The sequence below is a fragment of the Polaribacter staleyi genome (assembly GCF_038024045.1).
Lineage (GTDB): Bacteria > Bacteroidota > Bacteroidia > Flavobacteriales > Flavobacteriaceae > Polaribacter > Polaribacter butkevichii.
The window spans coordinates 775,124-791,257 of the sequence record NZ_CP150665.1 but is presented as its reverse complement, the minus strand read 5'-3'; the positions used below and the strand labels follow the sequence as shown (position 1 = coordinate 791,257).

The 16,134-nt window shown below is 29.4% G+C and carries 13 protein-coding genes; 4 read left to right on the top strand and 9 right to left on the bottom strand.

The window, feature by feature from the left end:
* Positions 1 to 38: 38 nt before the first annotated feature.
* From murB to WHD07_RS03205, 6 genes are all read right to left on the bottom strand, one after another.
* Positions 39 to 1,049, bottom strand: coding sequence for a UDP-N-acetylmuramate dehydrogenase (gene murB, locus WHD07_RS03230; protein ID WP_343330035.1), 1,011 nt, complete (start codon positions 1,047 to 1,049; stop codon positions 39 to 41).
* A gap of 527 nt (positions 1,050 to 1,576) precedes the next feature.
* Positions 1,577 to 2,104, bottom strand: a complete 528-nt coding sequence (locus WHD07_RS03225) for a GNAT family N-acetyltransferase (RefSeq protein WP_343330034.1) — start codon at positions 2,102 to 2,104, stop codon at positions 1,577 to 1,579.
* 110 nt (positions 2,105 to 2,214) lie between these two features.
* Positions 2,215 to 2,802 (bottom strand): hypothetical protein, encoded by a 588-nt coding sequence (locus WHD07_RS03220; protein ID WP_343330033.1) that lies wholly within the window; start codon positions 2,800 to 2,802, stop codon positions 2,215 to 2,217.
* 30 nt (positions 2,803 to 2,832) lie between these two features.
* Complete coding sequence (locus tag WHD07_RS03215) at positions 2,833 to 3,234, bottom strand: ACT domain-containing protein (RefSeq protein WP_343330032.1); 402 nt, start codon at positions 3,232 to 3,234, stop codon at positions 2,833 to 2,835.
* Between the two features lie 61 nt (positions 3,235 to 3,295).
* A complete protein-coding gene (locus WHD07_RS03210) occupies positions 3,296 to 3,814 on the bottom strand; it encodes a GNAT family N-acetyltransferase (RefSeq protein WP_343330031.1) in 519 nt (172 codons plus the stop codon).
* A gap of 136 nt (positions 3,815 to 3,950) precedes the next feature.
* Positions 3,951 to 5,141 (bottom strand): pyridoxal phosphate-dependent aminotransferase, encoded by a 1,191-nt coding sequence (locus WHD07_RS03205; RefSeq protein ID WP_343330030.1) that lies wholly within the window; start codon positions 5,139 to 5,141, stop codon positions 3,951 to 3,953.
* A gap of 254 nt (positions 5,142 to 5,395) precedes the next feature.
* On the opposite strand from WHD07_RS03205, the gene WHD07_RS03200 reads away from it, so the two are divergent.
* A complete protein-coding gene (locus WHD07_RS03200; protein WP_343330029.1) occupies positions 5,396 to 6,616 on the top strand; it encodes an aspartyl protease family protein in 1,221 nt (406 codons plus the stop codon).
* On the opposite strand, the gene WHD07_RS03195 is transcribed toward WHD07_RS03200, so the two are convergent.
* On the bottom strand, positions 6,613 to 7,017 hold the full coding sequence (locus WHD07_RS03195) for a DUF1573 domain-containing protein (protein WP_343330028.1): 405 nt from the start codon (positions 7,015 to 7,017) through the stop codon (positions 6,613 to 6,615). The genes WHD07_RS03200 and WHD07_RS03195 overlap by 4 nt on opposite strands.
* Positions 7,018 to 7,140: 123 nt before the next feature.
* Between WHD07_RS03195 and WHD07_RS03190 the strand changes: the two genes are divergently transcribed.
* From WHD07_RS03190 to WHD07_RS03180, 3 genes are all read left to right on the top strand, one after another.
* The gene (locus WHD07_RS03190) at positions 7,141 to 9,777 is read left to right on the top strand and encodes a valine--tRNA ligase (RefSeq protein ID WP_343330027.1); all 2,637 of its coding nucleotides are present in this window, start codon (positions 7,141 to 7,143) and stop codon (positions 9,775 to 9,777) included.
* A gap of 167 nt (positions 9,778 to 9,944) precedes the next feature.
* Entirely contained in the window at positions 9,945 to 10,814 is an 870-nt protein-coding gene (locus WHD07_RS03185) for an OmpA/MotB family protein (protein WP_343330026.1), read from the top strand.
* A gap of 244 nt (positions 10,815 to 11,058) precedes the next feature.
* Positions 11,059 to 11,901 carry an OmpA family protein gene (locus WHD07_RS03180; protein ID WP_343330025.1) on the top strand — a complete coding sequence of 281 codons (843 nt, stop codon included), beginning with the start codon at positions 11,059 to 11,061 and terminating at the stop codon, positions 11,899 to 11,901.
* 79 nt (positions 11,902 to 11,980) lie between these two features.
* Here the strand turns inward: WHD07_RS03180 and mgrA are convergent, their stop codons facing one another.
* Positions 11,981 to 12,970, bottom strand: coding sequence for an L-glyceraldehyde 3-phosphate reductase (gene mgrA / locus WHD07_RS03175; protein WP_343330024.1), 990 nt, complete (start codon positions 12,968 to 12,970; stop codon positions 11,981 to 11,983).
* Positions 12,970 to 15,867: an FAD-binding and (Fe-S)-binding domain-containing protein gene (locus WHD07_RS03170; RefSeq protein ID WP_343330023.1), complete on the bottom strand. Its 2,898-nt coding sequence runs from the start codon at positions 15,865 to 15,867 to the stop codon at positions 12,970 to 12,972. Before WHD07_RS03170 ends, mgrA begins: the two co-directional genes overlap by 1 nt.
* Positions 15,868 to 16,134 lie beyond the last annotated feature (267 nt).

The window sequence follows — 16,134 nt, the reverse complement described above, 5'->3', positions numbered from 1 at the left end:
TTCTAACTCTAACCTCATCCTTAATTTGATGAGGTTTTTTATGCAATAATATTCACTTCAATTTCTAAAGGAATTCCAAATTTTTTAAAGATGGTTTCTTTTATTTTTTCAGCAAGCTGATAAATTTTGTTCCCAGTGGCATTACCATAGTTAACTAAAACCAACGCTTGTTTTTCATGAACGCCATAGTTACCAAAACGTTTTCCTTTGAAACCTGCTTGTTCTATTAACCAACCTGCAGGAACTTTCACTTCAGTATCCGATATTTTATAACTTGGTATGTTGGTATGTTCTTTTTGTAGTTCTAAAAATTGAGAAGTTGCTATTACTGGGTTTTTAAAAAAACTACCACTATTTCCTATTTCTTTAGGGTCTGGAAGTTTCGATTTTCTAATAGCAATTACAGCATCAGAAATATCTTTTAAAGTTGGTTTTTTTATGTTTTTAGAAGTTAATTCTGTTTCTATAGCTCCGTAAGAAAAATTTAGGTTATGGTTGTTTTTTGTCAACTTAAAACTAACAGAAGTAATAATATATTTCCCTTTTTCTTCATTTTTAAAAATAGAATTTCTATAACCAAAATTACAGACTTCATTAGAAAACTGAACTAGTTTACCCGTTTCAATTTCTAATGCTTCTACTTTTGTAATGGTATCTTTTACCTCTACGCCATATGCACCAATATTCTGAATAGGACAGGTACCTACATTACCTGGAATTAATGATAAGTTTTCTATACCACCATAGTTTTCAGAAACACACCATAACACAAATTCGTGCCAATTTTCACCAGCATTTACTGTAATATATGCAGCATTATCATCTTCATTATCAATAGAAATACCTTTAATATCAATATGAACCACTAACTTTTCAATATCCTTTGTAAGTAACATATTACTTCCTCCGGAAATTAAAAAGAGGTCTTTTTCAAATTTTAAAAGTTGTTGTAATTGATAGACAGAATCAACAGTAATAAAACGTTTTGCGTTTACAGAAATACCAAACGTATTGTATTTTTTTAAGGATATGTTTTCTTGAATCTTCATTTATTTTTCAAAATTTTGAGTTGAGGTCTTTTTAGATACCTCCCGTAATTTTCCAATTCCGTTTTATGGTCTAAAAAATTAAATGTAATCTTCCTTAATTTTAGCCAAATACTGTTCACTTATTTTTTTTGTGTTTTTATAAAACATTCTTAAAACAATCAATGAAATAATGATTGAGTAAATTATAAATAATTTTATACTTGCATATAATAACAAAAATAAGAGCGATGGAACGATTCCTATTAATAAAGAAAGGAGAACAAATTTAACAAAATTACTAAACAGTTTTATTGTTATTCCATCATTATTTTCTGTTACGATTAACTTAGAATTAATTAAGATATTTTCTTTATGACGTTGAATTGTAAATGGAACTTTTAAAACAACTTTATTTAAAAGTTAAATAATATCCGATTCAGATGTATGATTATTCGAATGCTGCACAAATATATCTCGTGTAATATTGTCAATTTGTATTTCAGCCATTTTTACTTTCAAAGGATCAGATTTTATAGAGTTAAAGTCAATTAGTTTTTTGGGTGGTTTTCAATTTTATATAATAACAGTTCTTCCTCTTCATCTGGTAATTGGGTTGTTCCAACAAGTTTGAGTCCCAGTTTTTCTAACAATTTTTGAGAAGAAGTATTTTCCTTTGATGTGATGGCACCAATAGATGTAATTTTGAAATCATTAAAAGCGGCATTTTTTAATCTATTTGCTGCTTCAAAAGCAAATCCTTTTTTTTCATATTCCGGAAGGAAAGCAAAACCAATATCAATTCCTTCTAATCCTTCCCTGTCGTATAATCCACAAGATCCTATTTTTTGATGGTCTTGTTTTCTTACCAAAGTGTAATTAGAATAACCAAGTCTTTCTAGTTGCGGAACCATTTTTTCTTTGATATATTCTTTAGCGTCTTCAACCGTTTTTATGTTTCTGTCGCCAATATATGTAAGCCATTTTGGTGTGTTTAAAAGGGCTAAAATAAATTCAGCATCACTGTCAGAAGTTGGCTGTATAATCAGTCTTTCAGTTTCAAAGGATTTATATTTCATTTTTTTAATGGGTTATAATATTGTGGAGGTATGGAGAGTTGGTAAAAGAGTAAATAGCTTTACCTTAAACAACAGTTAATGTTTTTTTAGATATCGTGTTTTCCTCGGTTTTACTTTTTTCGTTTTATCTTCTTCTTATTTTCAAACCTAAATTCATACAATCCTTTTAACTCATTAGAAATTTTTTCTTTCCAGATCATTAATTTTTCTTGATTAAGACCACTCTCTGTTTCTTTAATTAGGTTCATCCTAGCTTCAGAAAATTCGGCCATTATTTCATTACTAATCTTTTTTAGTATGTCAAAACCTTTGGTTATTTTCCATTTCTTTAAAAATAATTGCTGTCTAAATTTTCGTGCGTGAATTTCGGCAAGATCAAATTGAGTTTGTTGAAATTTTATTTGTTGATCAATACTCTTTACTCTTGAGGTATCAATCCAAGAAGCATTTCCTGAAAATAAATTTTCAACGTTTTTATTTAGATTTTTTTTCAAAAAATCAAATCCTTTTGCGGAATATGAAATTACAAATTGACTGTAAATATTTTGATTATTATTGTCACTAGTTTTTATTTTAAAATCGTTTGATGTAAGTTTTTTTTCAGCACTCCATCTTTTTTCTCCATTTTGTAATTCTTGGCTAAAACTATAACTTAAACAAGTTATGCTTACTATAATTATTAAAAATATTTTTTTCATTTCTAATTTTTAACGTGTTGTTACTAATTTTTATAGCTGCTTTTTAGATAATGCAATCAAAACTTTAATTGCTTTTTCTGCGTCTTTTTTATCTACAAAAATATGATCGTGATAATAACCTGCAATTACATTACAGCTAATATCATTTTTTGCTAATTCTGTTGAAAATATTGCAGTTAAACCAACAGCATCAAGAGACGAGTGAATGGTAAGTGTAATCCAAGAAGCAACATAATGGTACTTAAGGTTTAGTTTGTCTGCTTTATTTTTTTCAATTACAATAGAGGTTCCTTCCTCTTCTTTGAATTCGCAAACAGAATCATTTCTGTCAATTAGATGAATATCTTTTATTGTAGAAAACACATACTCTCCGTCATTTAACTTCGGAGTCATTCCTTTTATTAATTCAGTTAAATTTGTTTCTCCAGACATTTAATTCAGTTTTTTTAATTGATTTTTATCAGTAATAAGTTTTATACTTTTTGAACGAATGCTACTCGTATTTAAGAAACATGATATGATTTGGATTTGATTTTGTTTCTGATAGTTTAAAACTATATTCTCCTGCAATTTTAAAGCCTATTTTTGTGTAAAATTTAATAGCGGTTTGGTTTTCTGTCCATACAGCTAACCAGATACCTTTTTGGTTGTTTTTTTTAGACAATTCAATGTTAAAATCTAATAGTTTAGCACCTAATTTTTGTCCGTAAAACTCTTTTAGAAGGTATAAACGATCTAGTTTTGTTACGTTTATTGTGTTAATATTCTTATTAGAACTGCTCAATTCAATTTTAGAATACCCAGCAACTTTATCATTTAAATAAATAAGATGATATTGAACTTTAGTGTTTTCAAACTCTTTAGATATACTTCCTTTATTGTAAGTCTTAGAAATAAAATTATGAATATCTTCAGTAGATGCACTATGTCCGTGAGATTCTAAAAAAGCTTTTTTTCCAATTTCTGCAATTAATTCTGCATACTCAATACCTACTTTTACTATTTTAATCATTCATTTAAAATTTCTCAGTTTTTTTATGTTCAATTTGCTTATTTAGCTTTGTTAACTAATATACAAAAAGCACTCACAGACAGAAAATCCATGAGTGCTTTTTTACTATAATATAGCTAGGTAATTATTGTTATAACTAGTCTTTATAAACTTTTAAAGCTTCACCTAAAATTTCTACAGATCTAATTAAATCGCTTTTGTTTAAAACATAGGCCATTCTAATTTGGTTTTTACCTTCACCTTCCGTAGAATAAAATCCACTAGCAGGGGCTACCATAACAGTTTCGTTATTTAAATTAAAATCTTCTAATAACCACTTTGCAAAATGATCAGCATCATTTACAGGCAATTGGGCAACACAGTAAAAAGCGCCTTTTGGATTTGCCACTTTTACACCATCAATTTTACTTAACTCAGCAATTAGTGTATTTCTTCTTTCTACATACTCTTCTTTTACATCATCAAAATATTGTTGAGGTGTATCTAAAGCAGCTTCACTAGCAATTAAAGCGTACGTTGGTGGACTTAAACGTGCTTGTGCAAATTTAATAGCCGTTTTTATAAAGTCTTTATTTTTAGAAACAATGCAACCAATTCTTGCACCACACATACTGTAACGTTTAGAAACAGAATCTATAATAATAGCATTTTCATCTAAACCCTCTAAAGACAAAACAGAGGTATGTGTTAAACCATCATAAGTAAATTCTCTATACACTTCATCAGCAATTAAATATAAATCGTGTTTTAAAACAATTTCTTTTAATTTCTGAATTTCTTTTTTAGAGTATAAATATCCGGTAGGATTACCAGGGTTACAAATTAAAATTGCTTTTGTTTTCTTTGTAATTAATTTTTCGAATTCTTCAATTTTTGGTAAGGCAAAATTGTTTTCAATTTTAGAAATTACGGGAACAACTGTAACGCCTGAGGCGGTAGAAAAACCGTTGTAATTTGCATAAAAAGGCTCAGGGATAATAATTTCATCACCTGGGTCTGTAATACTACCAATAGAAAAAATTAAGGCTTCAGATCCTCCTGTTGTAATTACAATATTGTCTGCAGTAACATTTACATTGTGTTTTTTATAGTAAGAAACAAGTTTGTTTCTATATTCTTCAGAACCTTCAGAACGCGCATACGCTAATGTTGTAATTGTATTATTTTTTACAGCATCTAAAGCTACTTGTGGTGTTTTTATATCTGGTTGACCTATATTTAAATGAAATACTTTAACACCTCTTTTTTTAGCATCTTCGGCATATGGTACCAATTTTCTAATTGGTGATTCTGGCATTTTTAATCCTTTCTTAGATATTGCAGGCATAGTTATGTTTTAAATATTTGTTTATGCGAATTTCCGAAATATATTTTATTTAAAAGAGTATATTAAAGAAACTTTAACATGTGATGTTTTAGAAATGGTATCGTTTAATATCTTATATTGTATTTGTAAAATAAATAAACTTGATAAAAACCTGCTTTCTTATTATTGTATCATTATTTTTTTCATTTGAGGCGATTTCTCAAACGGGGTTTTATTTTAATGGAGTAAAACATACAGAGCAAATTCGTTTTAAATTGATTAATAATTTAATTGTAATTCCTATAGAGATTAATGGTAAGGAACTGTCTTTTATTTTAGATACAGGTGTTAATAAAACGATTCTATTTAGTTTAACCGATAAAGATAGTATTGGTTTGTTAAATACTTCAAATGTTCAGTTACGTGGTTTAGGTAGTGGTGATGCCGTAGATGCTTTAATTTCTAAAGAAAATACGTTTAAAATTAGGGGGTTAGAAAGTAATAGTGAGACTATTTATGTTGTTTTAAAAGATTTTTTTGATTTATCAAGCAAAATGGGAACAACCATACATGGTATTATTGGATATAATTTATTGAGAAACGTAATTGTAAAAATTAATTATAAAACTAAAAAAATTCATTTTTACAATCCTAAAACATTTAGTTACAAAAAGTGTAAAAAATGTGAAACCATTCCGTTTCAGTTTTATAGAAAGAAACCTTATGTGAATGCTAAAGTTAGCTTAGATACCGTTGGTAATACATATACAGATGTAAAACTATTGGTAGATTCTGGAGGAAGTGATGCGGTATGGCTTTTCGAAAATTCTAAAAAAATGATTAGAACACCTAAATTATTTTTTAAAGATATTTTAGGCGAAGGATTAAGTGGATCTATTTTTGGAAATAGAAGTAGAGCCTCTAAATTTAAATTAGGTAGGTTTGTAATTAAAAATCCAACGGTTTCTTTTTTAGATTCAGTATCTACCCACAATGCTAGAAAATTTAAAGCAAGAAACGGCAGTATTGGAGGCGGTATTTTAAGTAGGTTTAAAGTTTGGATTGATTATCCGAATAAAAAAATTACTTTAAAAAAGAATGGTTCCTTTTCTTCAGATTTTAATTATAATATGAGTGGGCTAGATATTGGTTATAATGGCAAACAATTAGTAAAAGAAGAAACCGTAGAAAAGTTTACAGATATTTTTAATAACGAATTGTCAGATAAAAATACGGTGTCTTTTGGTACTAAATATTCTTTTAAATTTAAACCTGTTTTTATTATTAGGCATGTTGTAAAAAACTCAGCCGCAGAAAAAGCAGGTTTATTAAAAGATGATATTATACTAAATATCAACGGAAAACATGCCCATCAATTAGATATTGAACACATTATTCACAAATTTCGAGAAAAAGATAAAAAGAAAATTAGAATTACAGTTATGCGAAATGGGACAAAAATGAAATTCGAATTTCGTTTAGAAAAAAAAGTTTAATGATCTGTTACTACACTTTTTTCTTTCTCGAAAGAAATTTCTTTATTTACAAAACCTTTAATTTTTATTGGCTTTCTAGGGTTTTTAGCATTAGAAAAAACAGTAATTGTTTTAGAAAAACCACCAACTCTATTGGTATCATAAGAAACCTTAATTTCGCCTTTTTCTCCTGGCATAATTGGGTGTTCTGGTTTTTTAGGAACCGTACAACCACAAGAAGACTGAATGTTTTTTATAATTAATGGTTGGTCTCCAATATTTGTAAAAACAAATACCCTTTCTCCATTAGAATTTTTATCAATTTTACCATAGTTAATTGTTTCTTCTTCAAATTTAAATTCTTGCGCGTTTATAGAAAAAGAAATAAAGAAGATTACTAATAATGTACCAAAGGTTTTCATAATAAATATTTTATACTGTAAAATTAAGACTAATAATTTGTTTTAAAAAATCAACTACTAATTTTCTCTAGAAAATAGATAATTGTACTTTTGCTAACTATATTACAAAAACAATACCAAAGTATGACAATTCCATCTAAATATGATGCAAGCCAAGTAGAAGATAAATGGTACGACTACTGGATGAAAAACAACTATTTTCATTCTACGCCAGATGAAAGAGAGCCTTACACAATTGTAATTCCGCCGCCAAACGTAACAGGAGTATTACACATGGGGCATATGCTAAACAATACCATACAAGATGTATTGATAAGACGTGCACGTTTGTTAGGTAAAAATGCATGTTGGGTTCCCGGTACAGATCATGCATCTATTGCTACAGAAGCAAAAGTGGTTGCCAAATTAAAAGAACAAGGTATAAGCAAAAGCGATTTAACGCGTGAAGAGTTTTTACAACATGCCTTTGATTGGAAAGATGAATACGGAGGAATTATCTTAGAACAATTAAAAAAACTAGGAGCTTCTTGCGATTGGGAAAGAACTGCTTTTACTATGGATCCGGAAATGTCTGAATCTGTAATTAAAGTTTTTGTTGATTTATACAACAAAGGTTTAATTTACAGAGGTTACAGAATGGTAAACTGGGATCCGGAAGCAAAAACGACACTTTCTGATGAAGAAGTAATTCACGAAGAAAGACAAGGAAACTTGTATTATTTAGAATATAAAATTGAAGGATCTGATGATACTTTAACAATTGCTACTACAAGACCAGAAACTATTTTTGGTGATACTGCAATTTGTATCAATCCAAATGATGAGCGTTTTACGCATTTAAAAGGGAAAAAAGCAATTGTACCTTTATCTAATAGAGTAGTGCCTATTATAGAAGATGAATATGTAGATTTAGAGTTTGGTACAGGTTGTTTAAAAGTAACACCTGCACACGATGAAAATGATAAAAATTTAGGTGATAAACACAATTTAGAGGTTATCGATATTTTTAATGACGATGCTACTTTAAATTCTTTCGGATTACATTATCAAGGAAAAGATCGTTTTGTTGTTCGTAAGGAGGTTGCTAAAGAGTTAGAAGAAAAAGGAATTTTAGTAAAAACAGAAGTTCACGTTCATAAAGTGGGGACTTCAGAAAGAACAAAAGCGGTTATAGAACCTAGATTGTCTGATCAATGGTTTTTAAAGATGAAAGATCTTGCGCAACCTGCAATTGATGCAGTTTTGGGAGAAGATGCAGAAATCAATTTATATCCAAAGAAATTTGAAAACACCTACCGTCATTGGATGGAAAATGTGCGCGATTGGAATATTTCTCGCCAACTTTGGTGGGGACAACAAATTCCTGCTTTTTTCTACGGAGACGGAAAAGAAGATTTTGTAGTTGCAGAGAATATTGAAGCTGCTCTTGAGCTTGCGAAAGAGAAAACTAAAAACTCAACACTAACAACTAACGACTTAAAACAAGATGAAGATGCACTAGATACTTGGTTTTCTTCTTGGTTATGGCCAATGTCTGTGTTCGACGGAATTAGAAATCCAGAGAACGAAGAAATTAAATATTATTACCCAACAAACGATTTAGTTACCGGACCAGATATTTTATTCTTTTGGGTAGCAAGAATGATTGTTGCAGGTTATGAATATAAAGACGAAAAACCTTTTAACAATGTGTATTTAACTGGTTTGGTTAGAGATAAACAAAGACGTAAAATGTCTAAATCTTTAGGGAACTCGCCAGATGCTTTAAAGTTAATTAGTGATTATGGAGCAGACGGAGTAAGAGTAGGGCTTTTATTAAGTTCTGCAGCCGGAAACGATTTAATGTTTGATGAAGATTTATGTCAGCAAGGAAAAGGATTTGCTAATAAAATTTGGAATGCTTTCCGTTTGATAAAAGGTTGGGAAGTAGATACAAGTTTATCGCAACCAGAAACCTCTAAAATAGGTTTGCAATGGTATGAGGCAAAGTTTCAAAAAACGTTAGCAGAAATAGAAGATCATTTTTCTAAATATCGTTTAAGTGATGCTTTAATGGCAATTTATAAATTAATTAATGATGATTTTTCATCTTGGTTATTAGAAATTGTAAAGCCTGCATACCAACAACCAATAGATAAAAAGACATTTGATGATATTATAGAAGTTTTAGAAAATAACTTAAAAGTATTGCATCCATTTATGCCATTTTTATCAGAAGATATTTGGCAATACATTGCAGATAGAAAACCAGAAGAAGCCTTAATTATTGCAAAATATCCAGTAATTAAAGATTTTGACGCAAAGATTATTGAAGATTTCGAATTTGCAACCGGAGTTGTATCAGGAATTAGAACCATCAGAAAAGATAAAAACATTTCTTTTAAAGATACGGTAGAATTGTTTGTAATTGATAATGATAAAAGCACTAAAGAATTTGATGCTGTTATTCAGAAATTAACAAATACTGCTGTTATAAACTACGTTTCAGAAAAAGTAGAAGGTGCATCCTTTAGAGTAAAATCTAATGAGTACTTTGTACCTATTTCTATAGAAAATATAGATGTTGAGGCTGAAATTAAAAAACTAGAAGCAGAATTAAAAAGAGCAGAAGGTTTCTTATTCGGAATTACAAAGAAGTTATCTAATGAGCGTTTTGTATCTAATGCTCCAGAAAAAGTATTAGAATTAGAACGTAAAAAAGAGTCTGATACAATTGCAAAAATAGAAACAATAAAAAGTAGTTTAAGTTCACTAAAATAAATAGAATCTATATTTATTGTATAATATATTGAAAGAAAACCCCATAATTGAATGCTATAATGGGGTTTTTAACATTTTTAGTTAAAAAGAACTAAAACTAATATAAATTTATAATAATTAACCTTTTTTAGGGTTTAGAGTATAACTATTAAATAAAACGTAAAAGAATGAGAAAATTAATTATTCCAGTTGTTGCCATCTCTTTATTGGCAACATCATGTGTTTCTAAAAAAAAGTATGTTGCTTTAGAAAATCAGTATGTAGATACTAAAGGAGCGCTTCAAAAAACAACTTTAGAAAAAGAAGCTTTAGAAGGTAAGTTTGCAAAAATAGAAAGTAGAGTTGCTCGTTATAACGAAAAAATTAATTCTTTAAAAAGTGATAACTCAAGCTTACAAGATGCCAATGATGTAAAGTTAGATATGGTTGGTAAAACGGCCGTTATTTCTAATAATACTAGAGAAAGAATGAGAGCTACTTTATCTAAAGTAGATCCTGCGTTACTTTCTAAGGCAGAAACTTTAAAAGATTCTTTAAACTTGGCAATATCTTATAATTTAAAAAATAAGATGAATACTTCAGATTTAAATAATTCTAATGACATTAATATAGATATTGATCAAACAGTGGTTATGATTTCTGTTTCTGATAAATTGTTATTTAATACGGCTAGTTATAAAGTTAAAAGAGGTGCTTATAGTTTAATTGAAAAATTAGCAAACGTTATTAAGTCAGAACCTAGTATGGATGTTATGATTGAAGGTCATACAGATTCTAGAACAATTAACAATGCTACGGTGCAAGACAATTGGGATTTAAGTGTAAAAAGAGCAACGTCTATTGTACGTCTTTTAGAAAGTAAATATAAAATTGAAGGAAGCAGATTAATTGCTGCCGGTAGAGGATCTACTGTGCCTTTAGTAGAAAATACTACAAACGCTAATAGAGCAAAAAATAGAAGAACAAGAATTGTAATTCTACCAAATTTAGATAAATTCTTTGCTTTAATTGCTGATGATCAACTTTCAGATAATTAACATTATCTTTTTAATATTCTAAAAAAGCTCCTTTAAACAGGAGCTTTTTTTATGTCCTTTTTTTTGATTTTTACATTGATAAATAAAGATGGTTTTTAATCTTTAAGGAGCTTTTAAAAAAGAAGATTCGGCTTTGATAATAGTGCAATAATTATGATAAAATTTTGTGGATAAAGGATTTAGTTTTTTCTTTTATTTGTAATAAAAATAATAAAATCGTACTATTGATATAAATAAAAGAAATATGAAAAATTTATTTATCTTGTTAGTTGCTTTAATATCAGTTTCTTGTGTTTCTAAAAAAAAGTATGCAGATTTAGAAACAAAGTATGTAGATGCTAAAGGTAATTTGCAAAAGTTAGAACTGAAATTTGAAAAAATTGATCAAAGAGTGCAAGCGTATAATGATAAAATTAATTCTCTAAAAAGTGATAATGTTACTTTAGAAAAAGAAAATGCGCTAAAGTTTAAAGTGGTTAACGGTGTGCCTGTTATTTCTAAAAAGGGAAGAACGTTAATGAATAAAACTTTAACCAAAATTGATCCTAAGAAGTTAAAAAAAGCAAAGACTTTTAAAGATACTTTAAACCTAGTAGTTGCTTATAATATTTTTAAAAAGACTTTTGTTTCTAACGAACTTCAAAATTCTGATGATATAAATATAGACATTGACCAAACTGTTGTGATGATTTCTGTTTCTGATAAATTGTTATTTAATACAGGAAGCTATAAAGTTAAACAAGGTGCATTAATGCTAATAACAAAACTAGCAGACATTATAGAATCTGAGCCAAGTATAGATGTAATGATAGAAGGGCACACAGATTCACAAACTATTAATAATGTAAGTGTGCAGGATAATTGGGATTTAAGTGTAAAAAGAGCGACTTCTATTGTGAGACTCTTACAAGATAAATTTAAGATAGATGGAAGTAGATTAATTGCAGCTGGTAGAGGAGATACAATGCCTTTGTTTTCTAATACAACTGAAGAAAATAGAGCAAAAAACAGAAGAACAAGAATTATTATTATGCCTAATCTAAATAAGTTTTTTGCTTTATTAGCAGAGGAAGGTGGTTTAGAATAACAATAATTAGTCTCTAAAAAACACCCTTTTATACAATATATAAAAGGGTGTTTTTTTTGTATAGAAAAATAAAATATATTTATTGTAAAATAGTATTAATCTGCACTAATTCCTCTTCTGAAAAAATGGTGTTTTCGGTTGCTTTTACACTATCTAAAATTTGAGAGGTTTTACTAGCTCCAATTAATACGGACGTAATTCTATCATCTTTTAAAATCCAAGAAATTGCCATTTGTGCTAAATTTTGATTTCTACTTTTAGCCATTTCATTTAAAGCTTTTATTTTAGGCAGCATTTCAATTACTTTATCCGTTTTTAAATAACGACCATCTTTTACAGCTCTTGAGTCTTTAGGCAATCCATCAATATATTTGTCGGTTAACATTCCTTGTGCTAAAGGAGAAAAACAAATAGCGCCAACTCCAGAATTCCCTAATAAATCTATCAATCCATCTTCTATCCAACGATCAAACAAAGAATATCTTGGTTGATGAATTAAACACGGAGTACCTAAGTCTTTTAATATTTTAAATGCTTCTTTTGCTCTTTCTGGTCTGTAGTTAGATAGACCAACATACAGAGCCTTTCCTTGTCTTACCATTAAATCTAAAGCCCCCATGGTTTCTTCTAAAGGAGTATCGTTATCTGGTCTGTGGTGGTAAAAAATATCAACATATTCTAAGTCCATTCTTTTTAAACTTTGGTCTAAACTAGAAATTAAATATTTCTTAGAACCAAAATTCCCATAAGGACCTTCCCACATATCATACCCCGCTTTCGATGAAATAATTAATTCATCTCTGTATTTTTTAAAATCCTTTTTTAAAATTTTACCAAATGTTTTTTCAGCAGAACCATAAGGCGGTCCGTAGTTGTTTGCCAAATCAAAATGTGTAATTCCGTTATCGAAGGCACATTTTAATAAATTTCGAGCATTCTCAAAATCATCATTTTTACCAAAATTATGCCATAAACCTAAAGAAAGTTCAGGTAAAAGCAAACCGCTATTCCCTGTTCTTCTGTAGGTCATTTTATTATATCTTTCTGAATCTGCTTTGTATTTTGCCATTATGCTAATGCTTCTTTTAAAATAGTTATTGGGTGTTTTGCAACACGTTTTGTACCATCAAAAATTTGATGTCTACAACTTGTACCTGCCGCAACAATTTGCGTTTCTTGTGGGGTGTTTCTAATTTTTGGAAACAAAGTATCTTCACCAACTTGCATAGAAACTTTATAATGTTCTTTTTCATACCCAAAAGAACCTGCCATTCCGCAACAACCGGAATTGATAATTGTTACCGAATAGTTTTTAGGGATATTTAAAATTTGAAAACTAGCATGCGTGCCAGACAATGCTTTTTGATGACAATGTCCGTGTATTTTTAAAGTCTTAGCGTCATTTGTAAATAGAGATGTATCAATATTCCCTTTTTCTAACTCTTTGGCTAAAAACTCTTCGAACGTAAAACTGTTTTTCGCAATTTTTTCTGCGGATGCTTTATCATCAGCTAAACGAATATATTCGTCTCTAAATCCTAAAATTGCAGAAGGTTCTACACCTAATAACGGAGTTTCGTCTGTTATAATATCTTTAAAAATAGCCACATTGTTATTACAAATTTGTTTCGCTTCTTTTAAAAATCCTTTAGAAATATGACTTCTTCCGCTTTCATCATGTGCAACGGTTTTTACTTCGTAGCCTAATTTTTCTAATAAAATAACGGCATCTTGTCCAATTTCTGCATCGTAAAAATTCGTGAATTCATCATTAAATAAATAAACCGCTTTTTTAGATGTTTTAGGATGATGCTTCTTTAACCAACTAGCCAACGTTTGATTGGCTAATTTAGGCACTGAACGCTCTACTGCTACACCTAAAACTTTTTTAGCAAGTGTAGAATTGGTAAAAAAGTTAGTAATAGCAGGAAAAGCACTTCCTAATTTATTGTATTTAGCATTGTTTGCAAATAATTTATTTCTAAAAGAATATCCGTTTGCTTCTTGATATTGATATAAAAATTCTGCTTTCATCGTAGCAATATCAACATTACTTGGGCATTCTGACGCACATGCTTTACAGCTTAAACAAAGGTCAAAAACTTGTTTTAACTCTTTGTGATTAAATTTATTTGCTTGGTCTGAGTTGGTTAAAAACTCACGCAAGGTATTTGCTCTTGCTCTTGTAGTATCTTTTTCGTCTTTTGTAGCTCTGTAACTTGGGCACATGGTACCGCCAGCTTCTACAGGTTTTCTACAATCTCCAGAACCATTACATTTTTCTGCTAATTTTAAAATTCCTTCACTATCAGAATAATCTTGAATGGTTTTTATTGTAGGTTCATCTCTACCAATTTCATAACGTAGGCTTTCATCCATCGCAAAAGCATCTGTAATTTTACCTTGGTTAAAAACGTTGTTAGGATCAAATGCTTTTTTTAATCGTCTTAATAATTGATAATTTTTATCACCAATCATTAAAGGAATAAACTCTGCACGCACAATTCCGTCTCCATGTTCACCAGAAAAAGAACCTTTATATTTTTTTACTAACTGGGCAGTTTCTGTGGTAATTTTTCTAAATAAAACTACATCTTCCTTTTTCTTTAAATTTAAAATCGGACGTAAATGCAATTCACCAGCACCAGCATGCGCATAATACACCGCATTTTGTTGGTATTTTGTCATAATTTGGGTAAACTCTTTAATATAATTTGGCAAATCTTCTAAAGCAACTGCTGTATCTTCTATACAAGCAACCGCTTTTTTATCGCCAACAATATTAGCCAAAGCACCTAAACCAGCTTTACGTAAATAATGCACCTTAGCAATATCTGCTCCGTATACTTTTGGATGATGATAGCCAAAGTTATTTTTTTCTAAATCTGCAATTAATTTATCTGCTAAAATTTCTGTTTCTTCAATAGTGTTTGCAGAAACTTCTAACATTAAAACAGCTTCTGGATCACCTTGTAAAAAGAAACGATTTTTAGCTAATTCTCTATTGTTTTTAGAACAATCTAAAATGGTTTTATCCATCAACTCACAATTATATAAATTGTGATTCATAGCAATTATAGTAGCATTTAAACTTTCATTTATGGTCTTAAAATGCGTACACACCATAATACTTTGTGTAGGAGGCAGGTTGTCTAATTGCAACGTAATTGATGTTGAAAAAGCCAAAGTACCTTCACTACCCGTTAATAATTTTGCAACATTTACTGTTGGTGATGTTCCGCCAAATAAATCTGAAACTAATAATTCATCAACCGCATAACCGGTACATCTTCTATGAATGGTTGTTTTTGGAAACTCATTTTTTATTTCTTGTTGATTTTCTGTGTTAGAAAGTTCATCAAAAAGATGTTTATAGATTTGCCCTTCTTGGGTGTTTTCTTTTGTTTTTTTGATAAAATCAGCAGAGGTAATCTCTTTAAAAACGGCAGTGCTTCCATCACTTAAAATAGCATTTACTTCTACTACTTTATCACGAGTTGCACCGTATTTTATAGAGGTACTTCCAGAAGAGTTGTTACCAACCATTCCGCCCATCATACATCGGTTAGATGTAGAGGTGTTTGGCCCAAAAAACAAACCAAAAGGTTTTAAATACACGTTTAAAGAATCTCTTACAACACCAGGTTGTAACGTAATTGTTTTTGCTTTTTCATCAAAAGAAATAATTTTGGTAAAATGTTTAGAAACATCCACTACAAGTCCATCACCCACACATTGTCCTGCTAAGGAAGTACCGGCAGTTCTTGGTATTAGTGTAATCTTATTTTTTGTAGCAAAATCAATTAAGGTTTTAATATCTTTTTCATCTTTAGGGTATGCAACCGCTAAAGGAATTTTACGATATACAGAAGCGTCTGTAGCGTATAAAGTTTTGTGTAAATTATCGAAAAGGACATCACCAGAAAGTGAATTATGAAGTTGTTCTAAAACAGCGTTTTGAATCATTTTGTTGTGTAAATAAGTATTCTGTACACAAATATCTGAATAAAAAACTCATTATTTCTATCTGAAAAAACTTCTTTTATTATTTTTATTGATTCCATAAAAAATGATTTGAAATACTGATAATTTGAGAGATTTAAAAAGTATAAGTATTAATCTGTGCTATTTCTGTAATTGGCATGTATACTAGGTTTTAAAAAGTATCTTTGTCAAATATAATTTTGTAGCCAATTAAATATAGATGGTTACTAAATTTTTTTAATTCTATTC